The organism is Geobacter sp. PheSNFMC (genome assembly GCF_059620965.1).
In genome coordinates this window covers 1-16804 of record NZ_JCAMRN010000078.1, presented here as the reverse complement: position 1 = coordinate 16804, position 16804 = coordinate 1, and the positions used below count along the sequence as shown (strand labels likewise).

Sequence of the window (16804 nt, the reverse complement as noted above, 5' to 3'; positions counted from 1 at the left end):
CTCGATGACGATATCTTCGCTGGTATCGCCGGTGATAAAGAGCCGGTAGAAATCCTCCTTCACCTTCTTGCCGTTGCGCAGGACATAGGCCTTGCGGTAGTCGGCCACCTTGGTGGAGGGACCCGCTGCGGAGCCGCCCCCCTTGCCGTCGCCGGCGCCGACGTTGCCGATGGAGCAGAGCAACTGGAGCAGTGTGGTGCGGCGGTTCAGGTCCACCACGCCGGACTGCACGCCACCGCCGAAAATGTAGACCTTGCTGTTGGTTATCTCCCGCACCGTGACCGTTACTATGGGGTTCTTCACCAGTTCCTTGAGCCGTTGCGCCAGATCGGCCTGCAGGTGAACCGGGGTAAAGCCGCTTGCCACCACGTCACCCAGGCCGGGAATGGTGATCTTTCCGTCGGGCCGGACCTTGACTCCGACATTGAGCTCTTTCACTCCCCAGACGGAGATGTCGAGGCCGTCCCCTTCGCCGATAACGTAGTCCGCGCTCCACGCGAGCGCCGGTAACAGCAGGAACAGGGCACAGATCAGAAGGTTCAATCGCATCGCATCTCCTTTAGACATATCCCCGGGGCACTTACCTGCCACCCCGCTGGAACAGCACGACTTTCACGGTTTCAAAGATAATCATTATATCAAAGGCAACGGACAGATTCTTGATGTAGTAGAGATCGTAGCGCAGCTTTTCCACGGCGTCTTCCACCGACGCCCCGTAGGGGTAGCGGACCTGGGCCCAGCCCGTCACGCCCGGCTTGACGAAGTGGCGCTCGGAATAGTACGGGATGACCTTCTTGAGCTGCTCCACGAACTCGGGACGCTCCGGCCGGGGGCCCACCAGGCTCATGTCGCCGATCAGGACGTTGTACAGTTGGGGAATCTCGTCGATGCGGCTCTTGCGGAGAAACCGGCCGAGCCGGGTAACGCGCGGATCGTCCTTCTGCGCCCAGACCGCGCCCGTCCCCTTCTCGGCGTCCTCGCGCATGGTCCTGAATTTGAAGAGATTGAACGGCTTTTCCCGCTCGCCGACCCGCTCCTGCCGGAAAAGAATCGGGCCGGACGAGTCGAGCCGGATGGCCAGGGCAACGATCGGCAGGAACGGCAGGAAGAGCACCCCGCCGAAGAGTGCGCAGGAAATGTCGAGAGCCCGCTTCAGGAGGCGGTTGAGGGCGGTTACGCGGAAGCCGGACGAAAAGATGAACCAACTGGGGTTGATGCTCTCGATGAGCAGCTTGCCGGTGACCCGCTCGTAAAAGGAAGGGGCGTCCACAACCTCCACGCCGCTCAGCTTGCAGTTGAGGACATCCTTGAGCGGGAAGACGCCGCGGCGCTCGCCCAGAGAGACGACGATCTTGTGGGCCCGGGCGCGGCGAACCGTTTCGTAGAGGCCGTCCTCGCTCCCGACGATGGATTGGGCCGGGACGTAGACCGGCTCGCGGGAGCAGGCAACGTAGCCCGAGAGCACGTAGCGGTCACCGGACGCAGTGACGAGGCTGCCCATCTGGTTTGCCAGGGGGCCGGTGCCGAGGATGAGCACACGCTTGGCGAACGAGGGGAATATGAAGCCTCCCCTGCTGCCCGCATGCCAGAGGAACTGGAAGAATCCGAACACCACCGTGGCGATCATGAGCACGCCCCGGCCATCCATGACGATCGGCAGGAAGAAGTAAAGCGCCGTAAGGACGAAAAACGCCAGAACGAGCTCGATGCTGATGCGTCCGATGAGATCAAGCGGGGTCAGCTCTCGCTCCTGATGGTACACCTCGACGAAAAAGGCGCAGAAGAGCATGACGATTACGAACAGCGCCAGCCTCACTCCTCCCTGGCCGGTAAAGCTCTCCACTCCCGGTATTTCGCCCAAGCGGAAGAGGTGAGCCGCCAGTATGGCCGTGACCGCACAAAGGCCATCCCCTACCATGAGTGCAATTGAGCGTTTCATATCAGTTTTTCCCCTTTTTCACCTGCCCCGCAGTACCGGAAAGCTCGGCGAGCGTGGTGCGCGCCTGGCCGGACTCGGGGAAGTCCCCCAGCTTGAGAGCCTCCTGGAGAGCCGCTGCGGCGCGGACACGATCGCCCGTGTCCCGGTAGGCGAGCGCCAGGTGGTAGCGGACCGACGGGTTCGATGGCATGAACTTGACGACTTTCTCAAGGATCTTTACCGAGTCTCCTGCCCGGCCGTTCTTCAGAAGTGCGTAGCCGTACGTGTCGGCAATGGCTGCGTTGTTGGGCTCCTGCTTGAGAGCGGTAAGAGCCATGCGCAGGGCCTCCTCACGGGGCCCGTAGCCGTCGGCGTAGAGAAATGCCAGGTTATTGAGGGCCGGCACGTAGGATTCGGCCTTTTCCAGGGTCTGACGATACTTTCCTACGGCCTCCCGCTTCTTGCCGCCCATTTCCAGGAGCATTCCCTGGGCGAAAAGGGCCGGGGCATGATTGGGGTTGTTTCTGAGAATGCTATCGTACTGTTCCATTGCAGCGGCGGTGTTGCCGCTGCGGCCCAGATACTCTCCCAGTTGCATGGCGGCCCCCACATTGCCGGGCTCGGCCCTGAGGCCGTTTTTCACCTCCTGAATGGCCCGGGGAAGATCTCCCTGCTCCGCATGTACCGAAGCGAGGATGGTGTGGCCAAATGCTGCGTCCGGCTTGAGCGTCACGGCACGCCGCGCCTCGTCGATGGCCTTGGCGGCCTCTTTCATCTGGACGAATGCGGCGACCTTAAGGGTCAGACCCTGCTCGGGTGCAATCGACTCCAGATCCGAGAAGACCCTGATTGCCTCCTTGCCCTTTTTCTGGGCAAGAAGGATCCTGCCTTTCATCACAAAGGCATCCGCCGCCCGCGGCTTGGCTTTTATGGCGTCGTCGAGGACCGTCAACGCCTTGTCGTAGTTCCTCTTTTTCTCGTGGTACGCGGCAAGTGCCAGATACCCGGCATACACTTCGGTCTCCCGCGCCTTGGTGTACCAGGCGAGAGCATCACCGTCCCTGCCCTTCAACTCTGAAAGTGCGGCAAGTCCGAGCATTGCCCTGAGATTGCGGGGATCCTCCTGAATCATGCGGGAGTATTCGGCCATGGCTCCATCCAGATCGCCGGTGGAGGCATGATAGGTTGCCAGGTTGAATCGGGCCGGCAGGAACGCCGGATCGCTCTTTCTCGCCATGGTGAGGTACTTGACGGCTTCGGCCGGCTTCCGCTCGTTGAACATGATGGCCGCCATGGTGTTGTACAGGGGGGCATCCCCTTTGGCGCCCGTGAGTCCCTCCTTGAGAGTGGCCAGGGCGCGGTCGCTGCGGTGCTGCCGCATGTAGTGGAACGCAAGCACCAGCCGCGAGTTGAGAACCTCCGGGGCAACCCTGACGGCTGTGGCGAAATCACTCTCGGCCTCGCGCACGCGCCCTTTGCTGAGATTGAAGGCCCCCTTCTTGAGATGGGCATCGACAATGTTCGGATCAAGCTCGGTGGCACGGTTGAGTTCGCGGATACCCTCGTCGTACATCCCTTTGGCAAGATAGGCGCTTCCGAGGATGTTGCGGGCAAGGGCGCTGCGGCTGTCGGTTTCGATGGCCCGGCGTGCCTCGGCTATGGCATCGTCGACCCTCTTTTGATTGAGCAGAATCAACGCGGTCAGGAGCCGGGCCTGGACGAACTCAGGCGCATGGTCGAGGATGCGGCGGAACTGGCTGAGGGCATTCTCGAGTTCGCCACGGCTGTACATGCTCAATCCGAGGTAGTAGAGCCCTTCCAGGGAAGGCGCTATCTTCACCGAGTCCTGGAGAGCGGTAATGGCGTCAGCATAATTCTTGCGCTGGTATGCTATGAGCCCCTTCAACCGTGGTCCTTCCGATTTCTGGGGGAACTTTTGCAGCAGGGTCTCGGCAGTCTTCTCGGCTTTGGCCATTTCGCCTTTTTCCAGCAGGATGACTCCCTCGCGGTAGAGTGGGGCCGGATCCCCAGGCGTCAGCGACGCAATTTTCCGATAGATCTCCAGTGCCCGCTCGCGATTGCCGAGGGACAGCTCATAGCCGGCCAGGAGATTGTGGGCCTTCACGTTGCCGGGGTCGGCCGCAAGGATCTCGTCAATGAGTGCGCGGGCTTCCTTTTCACGGCTCGACTTCTGTTCCATCAGGAGAACCGCCAGTTGGAGCTTCGCGGAAGTCCGTTGCGGCTCTGCGTCAAGGGCCAGCAGAAAATTCCGCTCAGCCTCGGCAGGCATCCCTTTCAGCGCATAACCGAGACCCAGCACCTCAAGGGCCTCCGCAGAACCGGGATTCGACCTGAGGTACGTACCGGCCCGCTCAATGGCCTGATCCGGTTTCCTCTGCGAGTTATAGAGCTTGGCCAGCTCAAGAACGATGTCGGTCTTGGAGGGGTTCTGCTTCAGAACCTTGAGGAATTCTTTCTCAGCCTGTTCGTACTTGCCCAGGGACTGGTATGCCTTGGCCAGTTGATAGCGTGCATCCTGAAAATTCTGGTCTTTTTCCAAGGCGTTTCTAAAAAGAACGACCGCACCGCCCGGATTCCCCTCCTGAAGCAGTTTCACCCCCTCGGTGTACAGCTCGTCCCTGCTCTTGCCCCCGCAACCTGCCAGGGTGAACATGAGTACGACGAAGCCTGCTATGATAAATGATCTAGACAATGCTGTACCCTCCCGGACAGATTTGAACTCCGCTCATGATATTTCTCACGAGCAGAACGAATTGTTCGAAATTCAATGGTTTCATGAGGCAGTAGGAACGGTCGAGCCCCTCGAGAAACGAGAGGAGATCACGACTGATGTGGTCTGTGAGCACGATGACGGGCTGGCTGATCTGGCTCAGATCGGTGAAAAAGCGCTCACCGAACGGATAGCTGGCGATGACGAGACCGACGCGCTCCCCGACCACATGCGCGGCGTCATGGAGGAGCCGCTCCGCCGCATACCCTTCCGACGCGAGAATGGCGGCGCATACCCGAGAAAAACCGTCTTCATCGATGATGAGGATCTTTTCCTTTTCCATGACGCTTATTGAGAGAGCAATAATGATACCCTTTTCGCACGTTCATGCAGTTTCTGTAAGCACTCGCCGGGACAACGACATCTCGTTGCATATAACGTGGCATAGTTACAGCCATATTTCCTTCGGGTTCCTTTTTGCCGTATTTTTGCATCTGCCCCGGCAAACAGGCCGTAATCGGCACGTCACGGCACCGAAATGCCGTAAGTGTTTCCACGGGAAACACATTGGCACCGATCTGCCATGACAACGAAAAAAGGTGTATCCAATGGATACACCTTTTTAATGGAGCCGCTGAAGCTCCCCATGTTCTTAGCTCGGCAATGGTTCCAATGGTAACACTGCCACTTCTTGTGCCTGCCCGCTTCTCAGAGCCCCAACTGTTCCAGGCGCTTATAAAGGGTCTTGCGGGAGATGCCTAGTTTCTTCGCAACCAGTGACTTGTTACCCCGGCACTCCCGCAGGGCGCTCTGGATTGCCTCATCCTCAAGTTCCCGGAGCGTCCGCGGCTCGGATGCGTCGCGGCAGCCGGAGGCACCTGCGGCGACCTCTTCAGGCAAATGCTTCAGGGTGATAGCGCCTCCGCGGGCCAGGACGACGGCACGCTCGATGGTGTTGCGCAACTGCCTGATGTTGCCGGGCCACTCGTAGCCGCCAAGGACGCGCAGCACGTCGTCGGAAAGGGAGAGCGTCTTGCCCTCCCTGAGACCGAACTCTTTGACGAACTCGGAGGCCAGGAGCGGAATGTCCTCTCTGCGCTCGCGCAGGGCCGGAACATTCAACTGGACGACATTGAGCCGGTAGTAGAGATCCTCCCGGAACGTGCCGGCGGCTATTTCACGCATGAGATCACGGTTTGTGGATGAGATCACCCGGAAGTTAACCTTGATTTTGCGATTGCTGCCGAGCCGTTCAACTTCCTTCTCCTGGAGGACTCTCAGCAGCTTTGCCTGGAGGGAGAGCTCCAACTCGCCGATTTCATCGAGAAATATGGTGCCGTCGGCAGCAGCTTCGAAGCGCCCGATTCTCCGGGCGGCAGCGCCGCTGAAGGCCCCCTTCTCATAACCGAACAGCTCGGATTCCATGAGCTCGCGGGGGATGGCGGCACAGTTTACGGCCACGAAAGGACGATCGCGCCGCACACTGCCGTAGTGGAGCGATCGGGCGATGAGCTCCTTGCCGGTTCCGGTTTCGCCACAGACCAGCACACTGCTCATGGAGTCCTTGACCGCCTCTACCGTGTTGAATATTTTGAGCATTTCCGGGCTGACGCCGATAATCCTGTCAGCTCCGCTGCCCGCAGCCACCCGCTTGCGCAACTCGGCCACTTCGCGTTTGAGCGAACGCTGCTCCACGGCCCGTGAAACCATGCTCTTGAGCTTTACGTAATCGGGAGGCTTGATGAAGTAGTAGAAAGCGCCCCGGGTGATGGCGTTGACAGCGGAATCGACCGTTCCGTAGGCGGTCAGAAAGATGACCGGGACATCCGGCAGATGTTCGGCCACATGCTCGAATAACTGCATGCCGTCCCTGCCCGGCATGCGCAGGTCGGTAATGATGGCGTCAACGTCGCGCGATTTGAGGATATGCTCCGCCTTGGAGGCGTCAGAAGCGGTAAGTACCGTATGCCCTTCGCCGGCCAGGATTGCCGAAAGCACCCTGGCCGCATTTGGCTCGTCGTCGACGATAAGAACAAGACCCTGCACGTCGCTCCTCCTGGACCGCTCCACTCCGGTTATACCGCCGGCAACATGATCCTGACGGTGGTTCCGCCTCCATGATTCCCGGTTATTTCAATCTTCCCCTGATGGTGACGTACGATCTCGCGGGTAATGAACAGGCCGTACCCTTTTCCGTGCTTCCTGCTGCCGGCTCCGGGGAAACTCCCGAGTTTCCCCTTGCCCCCCGACCGGAGGCCCGACCCCGTATCGGCCACCTCGACCACGATCATCTCCACTCCACCTTCCAGCAGGGTGCTGGTCCGCATGGTAAGGGAGCCGCCCGCCTCCATGGCCCCGAGAGCGTTGTTGACGATATTCAGTATGGCGTGGCCGAAATTGAACGAATCGAGCATGACCGGCGGCAACTCTCCGTACTCCACGTCAAACCGCACATGATTCGCCTCTGCCTGCAGGGAAACGAATTTAACGACGCGTTCAAGGAGATCGTTGAGCTGGATTTCCTCTCTGACCGGTTCCAGGTGCGAGGTTCCGAGGAACTCGGTAATGAATCCGTCGAGCTTGCAGATCTCTTCGTCGATAATATCGGCGAATTCGGCAAAGGTTGCATCAGCGCAGTACTTGTCCTTGAGGTAGACCACGGCGCCCTTGATGGCATTGAGCGGATTGCGTACCCCGTGGGCAAGCGTCACCGACATCTTGCCGATGTCTATCAGTGCCCGGGCACTGTCCATTTCACCATAGACCGTGCAACCCGGAAGCACGGAAACCTGCACCATTGCGCCGGTGCATCGGGCGTCACCGTCGAAAACGGGGCGAATTTCAATGTCTGCCGCGCTGAACTCGCCATAGAAGCAGTAGTGGCGATAACCGTTGAGCACCAGAGGCGTCCCCTGATCCACGACGGTCCGAACGGCATCCACATTGCCGTTCCAGAGCCGGGGATAACATTCGTAATAGGGGATGCCCAACAGGGGATCGCTCCCCTCCGAGCGATGCAGATCATCCCGTGCCACGAGCCGCAGTCGATCGTCGACCATAAAAGAATATCGTCTCATATCCATCCATTCCGGCAATGAACGATATGTCCGAAACGGACTCCCGCCTATGCCGTTCAACCTCCCTGTTTTACAACGGTCCTTTACGATCTGCCCGTGATAGGCTACAGTCTTACCGAATTCACCGCCGCCGGCGAGGGATCAGCATCGTCCGTCTCCGGCCCTGGAGTTCTATCAATGCCCTCGAACCAGCCTTCCGGCTCAGCGGCCGCCTCGTTTCTCTGCTCCAGCGCTGCCCCCCGGGTTCTCCCCTTCGCGTCACTCATGGTTCTGATCGGCGTGGAAGAGGTGCTCCGGGCCCTGACGACACGGGGCATCGTGCCCTTTCCCCCCGGATGGTTCCTTTTCCTCTACCCCGTGAGGATAATCATTGCGGGGGCGGTACTTGCCTTCTGCCTGAAGCGCTGTGACGAACTGCACCTGTCGGATCTGCGCCGGCCGCTGCACGCGGCCGCGAGCGTGGCAACCGGCTTTGCGGTCTACGTTCTCTGGGTAGGCATGGACTGGCTCCTGCCGTTCCAGTCCCCTCCCCCCGGCTTTGATCCGACCGGCATCGGCAACGATGCGCTCAGGATGTCGATGATCATCGTCAGGCTACTGGGGGCCGCTCTCATAATCCCCGTACTTGAAGAGCTTTTCTGGCGGTCCTTTCTCCTGCGCTACCTGATCGACAAAGAATTCGAAACCGTACCGATCGGCAAGCTTACCTGGCCGGCATTTTTCTTCTCGACGATCCTGTTCGGATTGGAGCACCACTACATCGTTGCCGGCATCATGGCCGGTATTGCCTACACCCTGCTGCTCAGATTTACCGGAAGCATCGTGCTCTGCATACTCGCCCATGCGGTAACGAACCTGGCGCTCGGCCTCCACGTGATCAGCCGGCAGGCGTGGCACTTCTGGTAAGCCTACACGGCTGCGGGGTCATCTCTCCTGAAGTCCGGCTTGAGCACGATCTGGTGCGAGTCGAGGATTTCTATCTCTTCCCCCTTCCGCAGTGACGTAAGGAGCCTGCTCACCGTTTCGCGCGCAAGGTTCGCGTACCCCGCAATCTCCTTATGGGTAAGCTTCATGGCAATGATGGTCCCGCGGGCATCGTTCACGCCGTGCATGTCGGCAAGGTGGCCGAGCACGGTCCGTACCCGCTGCTCGGCATCGGAGCTGCTCAGCACCTTGAGCATGAGCCATGATTCGCGCAGTCGTCCGCAGAGCATCTCGATTATTCTCTCAACAACCTTGGAGTTGGACATCAGGTACCGGTCAAAGTCCTCCTTGGCGATCAACCCCACGGTTGTGTCCTCGAGCGCCACAACCGCCGCCGGGGACGTTTTACCATCCAGCATGGCCATCTCGCCGAAAAAGTCCCCCCGCTTGTGAATCGCATAAATCCTTTCCCGGCCGTCGCTTCCGGTCCGGACGACCTTCACCTTGCCAGACATTACAATATACATATAACGGTTTGAATCTTCTTCGCAAAGAATCATGGCGTTCCGGGGAAAGCTCTTTTTTCGGAGCGTGGCCTTCAAGGAAACCAGTTCCTCCCCGGATAGCGACGAAAAGAAAGGAAGGCGACCGAGAATACGCTCTACTTCCGCATGTTTGATTCCTTCCTGTGCGTGCGCCATGAACCACTCACCCTTTCCCGGCAGTTCTTCCGCCATGTCCTGGCCAATGATCACTATCCAACCGTGCCTGACCTGCATGCATCCGTCCCGGCAGCGTTTACCGTGCCAGAACTGTGGTGCCGCGCCCTAGTGAAAATGCAAAACAGACTCATTCGCGGCCTGGCCGGCGCAGGGTGCCGCGTCAATCCGACCGTTCCGGATTCTCTCGCATCGGCACGATGTAAGTTTGTTCGAAATATGCGTCGATTTTGTTTACAACCATACATCCCACCCACATGTCACCCTGTGCAACAAGCTGTTTTTATTATACTTTATCTTCGGCACGGCTAATGCAAGGCAAATGAGCAATTCGAGTTTAGCCAACTTACGTAGTAAAATATATCACAAAAGGAGTTGTCATGAAAAAGACCCTATCAGCACTCGTGTTGCTTGCCATGCTGGTGGCACTGCCGGCGCTCGGCAACGCGACACCCTACTCCCCCACCTCTTCCCTGATTCAGAGCTTCGGCTACATATCTGAAAACCCTGTAACCGCCGGGACGAAGCTGTTCGACGTACAGGCGCTCGACAACGGGGCAAAGTTCATCGGCAACATTTACCCGACGACCACCGGCACCTGGGCAGAGATTCGGCTGGGGACAACCGGCGCGTTCGATCTTTCCTCCTATGACTCCTTCATGCTCCAGATCGGCAACTTCAACGAAAACCCCTGGGCATACAACCTCTACCTCACCGGTCAGACGAACGGCGTCGACTACTATGTGCAAAGCGCATGGTCGACAATCAACAACGGCGGCACAGGCACCCTCGCATTCGATTTCACGGGACTCAACGTGGATCTCAGCAAAGTGACGGGAATCGGCTTCAATATCGGCGCAATAGTTCCGCTGCCCGGCCAGGACTACACCTTCGAAACAATCGCCGCCCCCGTGCCCGAACCGGGAACCATCATGCTGCTCGGCGCCGGCCTGGTTGGCGTCGGCCTGTATATCAGACGTAAGAGAGCATAACCCGCAGTTTCGCCGGATGCACAGGTACGGAAAGGGGGAGCCCGTGAGCTCCCCCTTTTCTTGTCCGCGTTCCATCCTGCCAGGCATCATCTCCGCCACTCGAACGGCACTCCCGCCCGCGAGGCTTCGAGTTCCAGATCCTCAAGCTGTTTCTTGATCTCTTCGCCTCGTGCCTCTTCCCGGCGAACCTCCTGGAGCTTGGCATAGTAAGCTTCACGATGGCGCCCCGGCGTGCTGAGCGCGCTCTTGTTGACATAGGGGTTGTCCTCGACGGTGGCGGAGCCCTCGGCCTGTTTTTCGGCAAAATCCTTCAGTTCCCCCTGGCTCGGATTTCTGCCCATGCTGATAACCCAACGGCGGTGGAGTTGGTTCAATTCCTCCCTTTTCTTGGGGAGGCTCTTCTCTATCACATCGAGTTCTTCCCGCAGGGAACTGAAGCGCGAGCGCCAGCCCTGTTCGTCGAGTCCGCCGTAGAGAAGCGGCGGCTGCGGTGTGGGAGCGGGCTTGACCTCCGCCGGAGCGGCAGGGGGTTCCATGGCAGGCGATGAAGGCGTCTCTCCCCTGACGGAAGGGAGTTCCTTCACCCGTTTGAGATACTTGGGCGGTATCCGTTCCAGGTTGTCGGTGAAGTGGACAACGCCCGCATCATCGGTCCACTGGTACGTTTCCGCCGAAGCGGCGCCAGGCAACGACAATACGGCAATTACGGCGAGTCCGATGCATGTGCGGATCACGGTGTCTCCTCTATGAACTGACAAACGGAAGTTCTGCGTGCGTGGCAAACAAGCCATAAAAAAGAGGCACTTCATGCAACATTTCGCATTGACGCCCTCTCCCCCGGCATGTATAGTACGGCGTTTAAAGGGCTTTTATTCAACAAATTCACCATATTAGGAGTTTATCATGAAAATGCGTCTCAACGGGGTCGTGACGGGTATCGTGTCGCTGGTTCTGCTTGTGGCGGTTGTGGCATTGGCCAAGGAAACCAAGGACATTCCGTTCAAGCTGAAGAACGCCGCGCCGGTCATTTTCAGTCATGACATACACCTGAAAAAGTATAACAACAACTGTCGGATTTGTCACATCGCCCTCTTTGACCTTAAGAAGCCGAAGCGCTTTACCATGCTCGACATGGAGAAGGGCAAATCCTGCGGGGCCTGCCATACGGGCATGAAAGCCTTCAGCGTAGCGGACGACTCCCAGTGCGTGCGCTGCCACAAAGGTACGGCCCGCCCCGTGACCTACCGGATGAAGGGTGCCGGAGAAGCGGTGTTCAGCCACGAAGTCCACGTTCCCATGCTGGAAGGAAAGTGCCGGACCTGCCACTCGAACCGCGACATCACCGGCGGTCGCAACGTGACCATGGCCCAGATGGAAAAGGGCAAATCGTGCGGGGCCTGTCACAACGACAAGATGGCGTTCACCGTGGCCGGCAACTGCGGCAAGTGCCACAAGGGGATGACCCCGCCGAAAGTGGTTAACTTCAAAATGAAGGGCGTGGCGGACGCGGCCTTCAGCCACGAATTCCACCTGGGCATGTACAAGTGCAATGAGTGCCACACCAAGCTCTTCGCCTATAAGGCCGGCGCCAAGCGCTTCACCATGGCCGACATGGACAAGGGCAAGTCCTGCGGCGCCTGCCACAACGGCAAGGACGCTTTCTCTTCCGCCGGCGACTGCGGCAAGTGCCATCCGGGTCTGAAGCCGGCCAAACTCACTTACAAGACCAGCGTGGGTGAAGCCTACTTTGACCACGAAATTCACCTGAGCATGTTCAAGTGCGCCGACTGCCACACCAAGGTCTTCAAATACCGCAAGGGCTCTGCGCCGGCGACCATGGCCGACATGGAGAAGGGCAAATCGTGCGGTGTCTGCCATAACGGCAAGGATGCCTTCAGCGTGGCCGATGACTGTGTGAAGTGCCACAACATGTAACGCAGCCGGTTTACGGCTTTTGCACGAGAAAAAGGCGGGCCGCTCCGGCGCCCGCCTTTTTCCTTTCCACAGCCATCTGCCTGCCTTCTGGGTCAGGGGCGAATCATTCTCACCCCTTCCATGATCCCCTCCGGCGAGGACGGAACCACAACAACCGCAACGCCGAGCCCCTGTTTCAACTCGCCAATGGTCAGGTCGTCCAGAAACACTCCTTCCCCCTCCTTCAGCATCACGTCGGGGATCAGGACCCCATCGCCCAGATTCCTCCCGGCCAGTTCGGCCAGAATATCGCGGCCGGCAACAAGACCGGTAACCGTGACCGATTCGCCGAACAGCCGATTGGGAATCGCCACCGGCTGAAAAGTGACGCCGGTTCGGGCGGAGAGCCTGGCGAGAAAATCGGCCAGGTAGCGATAGGGTGAATGGCCGGTGACAACCGTGAGAGTACGGGGTTTCATGCGGCGGGCGCGGCGCAGCACCCGATCCGCTTCATCCATGAAGAGGGGAATCATCCCGACTCCGTTCTCGATCTGGGGGAAATCGCCGTAAAAGTCCAGAGGAGGAAAGGGGGCGTCGGCCTTGATGAAAAACTCGTCCGCCAGGAACAGGAACGGTTCGCCAAAGGCATCGGCGAGCCTCCGTGCCTCAGGCAGCCATTCGTCGATGAAGTCGCGCGCATAGTCGGCGCTGACCGGCTCCAGCAGGGGCAGGCGGTCCCGGTGCCGGGTGAGCCCCACCGGCACGATGGCCAATGAGGCGACCTGGGGATACAGGGCTGCCAGGTCGGCAACGGTCCGCTGGAGGGCATCGCCGTCGTTCCAGCCGGGGCAGAGGACCACCTGGGCATGCATGGTGATGCGGGCTTCGGCGAGCCGGGTCATGATGTCGAGGATGGGGATGATGCCTTTTCTGCCCAGGAGACGCACACGCAGGGCCGGATCGGTGGCATGCACGGAAATATAGAGGGGGGAGAGGCGCTGCTCGATGATGCGCTGCAGGTCTTCCTCGCCGATGTTCGAAAGGGTGACGTAGTTGCCGTAGAGAAAGGAAAGCCGGTAGTCCTCGTCTTTCACATAGAGCGGTCGACGAAGCCCCTTCGGCAACTGGTGAACGAAACAGAACACGCACCTGTTGCCGCAACGGGCAGGCGCTGGCGCGGCAAAGACGAGACCCAGCGGTTCGTCGTCGTCCCGTTCGACCTCCACATCCCACACCTCGCCGGAAGATTTTATGATCTCCAGGAGAAGCTCTTCGCCGTCTGCGTGAAAATTGTAGTCAACGACGTCGCGCAGAGGGTGGCCGTTAACGGCAGCAAGACGGTCGCCCGGCTCAATCTCCAGCTCCGAGGCAATGCTGCCGGGGACGACGCTCTGGATCAGGAGCCCCCTGCTCATGGCCGCTCGAAGAACGGAGTGGCCCGGTACCACTCAACGCCATGCCGGAGCAGCACCTTGATGACAGCAGCCACGGGGACCGCCAGGAGCATGCCGAAGATGCCGAACCACTGGCCGCCGATGAAGAGGGCGAGGATAGCCGCCACCGGATGGAGCCCCACGCTGTTGCCAACCACGGCCGGTGTGATGAGCGCCCCCTCGATGGCCTGGACAATGGCGAACCAGCCGAGGCAGAGGAGAGGATGGAGCATGTCGTGGAATTTGAGGAACGCCATGGTCATGGAAACCACGATGCCGAAGACGGTCCCCACGTAGGGAATGATGAAGAGGAACCCCGACAGGCTGCCGATGACGATGGCGAGGTCAATGCCGATCATGACCAGACCGATGCTGTAGAGCACTGCCAGAATGGCACAGACCGCCAGTTGCCCGCGCACGAATCCCGACAGGACGCCGTCGATCTCTGTGCCCAGCATGGCGGCCCGGTCGCGGGCGCGGACCGGGATGAGGGCCATGAGCCCTTCCCTGAGCCGGGGCAGGTCGGCCAGGAAATAGTAGAGATAGACCGGGGTGATGAAATAGCCCGCCACTGTCAGGAGAAAGCCGAGGGTCGATGAAAAGGCGCGCTGGACCACGCCGAGGGCTTCCTTGACCAGGTCGAGCGAGGCACCGCGCAACTCGTCCACAAGGCCATCGATGCGTGCGTAGAGCTTGTCGGGGGTCTCAATCTCAAGATAGGCCTTGGCCCGGCCGGGGATGAGGTCGTAGAGCCGGTTGGCGTAGGCGGGCAGGTTGATCTCGACCCGGGCCACCTCCTTCTGGATGGAGACGGCGAAGAACGTGGCGGCGCCGGCCGTGACCACGACGATGAGGGTCATCACCAGCAGCACAGCCGCCATGCGCGGGATCCGCCGGGCCTCCAGCCAGGTCACCAGAGGATTCAGCACGTAGGCCAGAATCAGGGCCAGGAGCACTGGCAGAAAGGTCGAGCCCAGGGTCCAGACGAGGAGGACACCCGCCAGGGCCAGGAGCCCGCACAGGATGTAGGGTAGCTTTTCTTTCAAGGGATCGACCAGGGGAAGATGAGAATGGCCGGTTCGGGAGGCCACGGGGACCGTGGTATCCCGAACCGGCGGACGGTGTCGGTGTGCTACTGATGCAGCCTGAAGTGGCCGTCCACTGAGGTGATGGAGGAAATGGCGTGCTTGTAGATGAGCATGTCACCCTGAATCTCCATGAGCACTGAAAAATTGTCGAACGACTTGATGTATCCCTCAAGCTTTTCGCCCGACATGAGCCGCACGGCGACCTTGATTCGCTCCTTGCGCGACTGGTTGAGGTACTGGTCCTGAATATTGAATGGTGCTTTCGCCATGGTGCCGCTCCTTCATCCAAAAAATTTCATTACAATGGTAGAGATACTATCAAAATTGGCCGGATATTCAACCCACTTTATTGCAGAATCCTTGCGAAACCACGTCAATTGTCTTTTTGCATAGCGGCGGGTATTCCGTTGCACGAACTCCCGCGCCTCGTTCAGCGAACAGGTTCCGGCCAGATACGCGCAGACCTCCTTGTAGCCGATGGCCCCCATGGCCTTGAGGTCCGGTGAATAGCCTGCTTTCAGCAGACCGCTCACCTCATCCACAAAGCCTTCCGCGAACATCCGGTCCACCCGCTCGTTGATGCGCCGGTAAAGGACATCACGCTCCACGGAAATGCCGAATTTCAGGCAATCATACGGCTCATCGGCGAAACGGTGCTCCTCCTGGAACTCAGAAAGCGGCTTCCCGGTCATCAGGAACACCTCCAGCGCCCTGACGATCCGGACCCGATCATTGGGGTGGAGTCGCGCCGCCGCGGCCGGGTCCACCCGGGCCAGCCGGTCGTGGAGGACAGCCACCCCTTCACGCCGGGCATCTTCCTCCAACTCGGCCCGGATCGCATCGTCACCGCCGGGCGATGGGGCGAGCCCGCCACTAAGGGTCCTGATGTAGAGCCCCGTCCCACCCACAAGAATGGGGTGCCTTCCCCGGCCGTGGATCTCGGTGATGACCCGTCCCGCCTCCCGGCGATAGTCGGCTGCGGTGAAGTTCACGTCCGGGTCGACGATATCGTAGAGATGGTGGGGGACCCGGGCCACGAGCCCAGGAGACGGCTTTGCCGTGCCGATGTCCATCCCCCGGTAGACCTGCATGGAGTCGGCATTCACCACTTCCCCGCCGCAGGCTTCCGCCAACCGCACCGCAAGCTCTGACTTGCCCGACGCAGTCGGGCCCTGGATTATGACGAGTTGTGCCTTTGACCCGGCCTGATTGCCCATGATAGCGGTCACACTCTCTTGAACATCTTCTCCACCTCCCCCAGGGTGAGCCGCTGGAGAACGGGCCTGCCATGGGGGCAGTTGGTGGAAAAGTCGGTTGCGTCCATCTGGGCGAAGAGGGCCTCGATCTCGCCGGTGGTCAGGGGATGCTCGCCCCGCACAACGCTGTGGCAGGCGACGCGGGCCAGGATATCCTCCACGGCATCGGCGATGCTGCGACTGGCCCCGAGGGACTGGAGCTCCTCAAGGGTGTCGCGCAGCAGACGCAGGTAGTCGGTGCCTGCCAGCAGGCGCGGAATCCCCTTTACGATCCAGGTGGTGCCGCCGAAATCCTCCAGATCGAAACCGAGCCGCCCCAGGCCGCCGCCGTGTTCCCGCACCACCGCCGATTCCCGGTGAGACAGCTCCACGGTTTCGGGGAAAAGAAGCCCCTGCCCCTCGACCCCGCCGGCAGCGAACTGCGTCTTGAGGCGTTCGAAGGCGACCCGCTCGTGGGCCGCATGCTGGTCGATGATGACCATGTCTGTGCCATCCTGGCACAGGATGTAGGATGCATTGTACTGGCCGATGACGGCCAGGGAAGAGAAATAGCCCCGGTGACGACGCACGGCCGTGTCGTCCGGCAGCCGGCTGCCGGAATCGGGCAAAGGCGGCTCCCGATCCTGCTGCGGTGCGGGTTGCGGCGTAAAAAGCGGCCGATGGGGAGCCACGGCGGGTCGGTAGTTTTCCAGAAGTTCCCGCACCTCCTCCACCTGACGCGCACCCGTGCCCTGAACGGATTGCTGAGGCCG

At 59.9% G+C, this 16804-nt stretch carries 16 protein-coding genes; 3 read left to right on the top strand and 13 right to left on the bottom strand.

The window, feature by feature from the left end; translation table 11 throughout:
• The 6 genes from AC6CDK_RS15440 to AC6CDK_RS15415 form a co-directional block, all read right to left on the bottom strand.
• A partial coding sequence (locus AC6CDK_RS15440; RefSeq protein WP_496639904.1) for a polysaccharide biosynthesis/export family protein occupies positions 1 to 549 on the bottom strand: 549 nt, incomplete at its 3' end.
• Between the two features lie 31 nt (positions 550 to 580).
• Complete coding sequence (locus tag AC6CDK_RS15435) at positions 581 to 1939, bottom strand: TIGR03013 family XrtA/PEP-CTERM system glycosyltransferase (RefSeq protein WP_066357295.1); 1359 nt, start codon at positions 1937 to 1939, stop codon at positions 581 to 583.
• A 1-nt stretch (position 1940) separates the two neighbouring features.
• The gene (gene prsT / locus AC6CDK_RS15430) at positions 1941 to 4631 is read right to left on the bottom strand and encodes an XrtA/PEP-CTERM system TPR-repeat protein PrsT (RefSeq protein ID WP_039644119.1); all 2691 of its coding nucleotides are present in this window, start codon (positions 4629 to 4631) and stop codon (positions 1941 to 1943) included.
• The gene (locus AC6CDK_RS15425; RefSeq protein ID WP_039644118.1) at positions 4624 to 4992 is read right to left on the bottom strand and encodes a DNA-binding transcriptional response regulator; all 369 of its coding nucleotides are present in this window, start codon (positions 4990 to 4992) and stop codon (positions 4624 to 4626) included. The genes prsT and AC6CDK_RS15425 overlap by 8 nt, the downstream gene beginning before the upstream one ends.
• Positions 4993 to 5357: 365 nt before the next feature.
• Positions 5358 to 6695 carry a sigma-54-dependent transcriptional regulator gene (locus AC6CDK_RS15420; protein WP_039644116.1) on the bottom strand — a complete coding sequence of 446 codons (1338 nt, stop codon included), beginning with the start codon at positions 6693 to 6695 and terminating at the stop codon, positions 5358 to 5360.
• A gap of 29 nt (positions 6696 to 6724) precedes the next feature.
• Entirely contained in the window at positions 6725 to 7708 is a 984-nt protein-coding gene (locus AC6CDK_RS15415) for an ATP-binding protein (RefSeq protein ID WP_226048185.1), read from the bottom strand.
• A gap of 195 nt (positions 7709 to 7903) precedes the next feature.
• Here AC6CDK_RS15415 and AC6CDK_RS15410 point away from each other — a divergent pair, with 195 nt between their 5' ends.
• Entirely contained in the window at positions 7904 to 8632 is a 729-nt protein-coding gene (locus AC6CDK_RS15410; protein WP_039644112.1) for a CAAX prenyl protease-related protein, read from the top strand.
• 2 nt (positions 8633 to 8634) lie between these two features.
• Here the strand turns inward: AC6CDK_RS15410 and AC6CDK_RS15405 are convergent, their stop codons facing one another.
• Entirely contained in the window at positions 8635 to 9351 is a 717-nt protein-coding gene (locus AC6CDK_RS15405; protein ID WP_039648188.1) for a Crp/Fnr family transcriptional regulator, read from the bottom strand.
• Between the two features lie 398 nt (positions 9352 to 9749).
• Between AC6CDK_RS15405 and AC6CDK_RS15400 the strand changes: the two genes are divergently transcribed.
• The gene (locus AC6CDK_RS15400; protein WP_039644110.1) at positions 9750 to 10361 is read left to right on the top strand and encodes a PEP-CTERM sorting domain-containing protein; all 612 of its coding nucleotides are present in this window, start codon (positions 9750 to 9752) and stop codon (positions 10359 to 10361) included.
• Between the two features lie 86 nt (positions 10362 to 10447).
• On the opposite strand, the gene AC6CDK_RS15395 is transcribed toward AC6CDK_RS15400, so the two are convergent.
• Positions 10448 to 11095, bottom strand: coding sequence for a DUF4124 domain-containing protein (locus AC6CDK_RS15395; RefSeq protein ID WP_192905040.1), 648 nt, complete (start codon positions 11093 to 11095; stop codon positions 10448 to 10450).
• 169 nt (positions 11096 to 11264) lie between these two features.
• On the opposite strand from AC6CDK_RS15395, the gene AC6CDK_RS15390 reads away from it, so the two are divergent.
• Positions 11265 to 12296: a cytochrome c3 family protein gene (locus tag AC6CDK_RS15390; protein ID WP_039644106.1), complete on the top strand. Its 1032-nt coding sequence runs from the start codon at positions 11265 to 11267 to the stop codon at positions 12294 to 12296.
• A 92-nt stretch (positions 12297 to 12388) separates the two neighbouring features.
• Here AC6CDK_RS15390 and AC6CDK_RS15385 read toward each other — a convergent pair whose 3' ends face one another.
• From AC6CDK_RS15385 to AC6CDK_RS15365, 5 genes are all read right to left on the bottom strand, one after another.
• Positions 12389 to 13690, bottom strand: coding sequence for a DUF512 domain-containing protein (locus tag AC6CDK_RS15385; RefSeq protein WP_192905041.1), 1302 nt, complete (start codon positions 13688 to 13690; stop codon positions 12389 to 12391).
• Complete coding sequence (locus AC6CDK_RS15380) at positions 13687 to 14799, bottom strand: AI-2E family transporter (protein ID WP_039644102.1); 1113 nt, start codon at positions 14797 to 14799, stop codon at positions 13687 to 13689. Before AC6CDK_RS15380 ends, AC6CDK_RS15385 begins: the two co-directional genes overlap by 4 nt.
• Positions 14800 to 14840: 41 nt before the next feature.
• Positions 14841 to 15065: an RNA chaperone Hfq gene (hfq, locus tag AC6CDK_RS15375; RefSeq protein ID WP_039644100.1), complete on the bottom strand. Its 225-nt coding sequence runs from the start codon at positions 15063 to 15065 to the stop codon at positions 14841 to 14843.
• A 12-nt stretch (positions 15066 to 15077) separates the two neighbouring features.
• Entirely contained in the window at positions 15078 to 16013 is a 936-nt protein-coding gene (gene miaA, locus AC6CDK_RS15370) for a tRNA (adenosine(37)-N6)-dimethylallyltransferase MiaA (RefSeq protein ID WP_039644098.1), read from the bottom strand.
• Between the two features lie 8 nt (positions 16014 to 16021).
• Positions 16022 to 16804 (bottom strand): DNA mismatch repair MutL family protein (locus AC6CDK_RS15365; RefSeq protein ID WP_496639903.1); only part of this gene is annotated, 783 nt, incomplete at its 5' end.

Coding starts and splice junctions, on each gene's coding strand:
- AC6CDK_RS15390 (WP_039644106.1), top strand. CDS start 11,265: ATGAAAATGCGTCTCAACGGGGTCGTGACGGGTATCGTGTCGCTGGTT.
- AC6CDK_RS15435 (WP_066357295.1), bottom strand. CDS start 1,939: ATGAAACGCTCAATTGCACTCATGGTAGGGGATGGCCTTTGTGCGGTC.
- AC6CDK_RS15415 (WP_226048185.1), bottom strand. CDS start 7,708: ATGGTCGACGATCGACTGCGGCTCGTGGCACGGGATGATCTGCATCGC.
- AC6CDK_RS15425 (WP_039644118.1), bottom strand. CDS start 4,992: ATGGAAAAGGAAAAGATCCTCATCATCGATGAAGACGGTTTTTCTCGG.
- miaA (WP_039644098.1), bottom strand. CDS start 16,013: ATGGGCAATCAGGCCGGGTCAAAGGCACAACTCGTCATAATCCAGGGC.
- AC6CDK_RS15400 (WP_039644110.1), top strand. CDS start 9,750: ATGAAAAAGACCCTATCAGCACTCGTGTTGCTTGCCATGCTGGTGGCA.
- AC6CDK_RS15385 (WP_192905041.1), bottom strand. CDS start 13,690: ATGAGCAGGGGGCTCCTGATCCAGAGCGTCGTCCCCGGCAGCATTGCC.
- AC6CDK_RS15410 (WP_039644112.1), top strand. CDS start 7,904: ATGCCCTCGAACCAGCCTTCCGGCTCAGCGGCCGCCTCGTTTCTCTGC.
- AC6CDK_RS15405 (WP_039648188.1), bottom strand. CDS start 9,351: ATGGCGCACGCACAGGAAGGAATCAAACATGCGGAAGTAGAGCGTATT.
- hfq (WP_039644100.1), bottom strand. CDS start 15,065: ATGGCGAAAGCACCATTCAATATTCAGGACCAGTACCTCAACCAGTCG.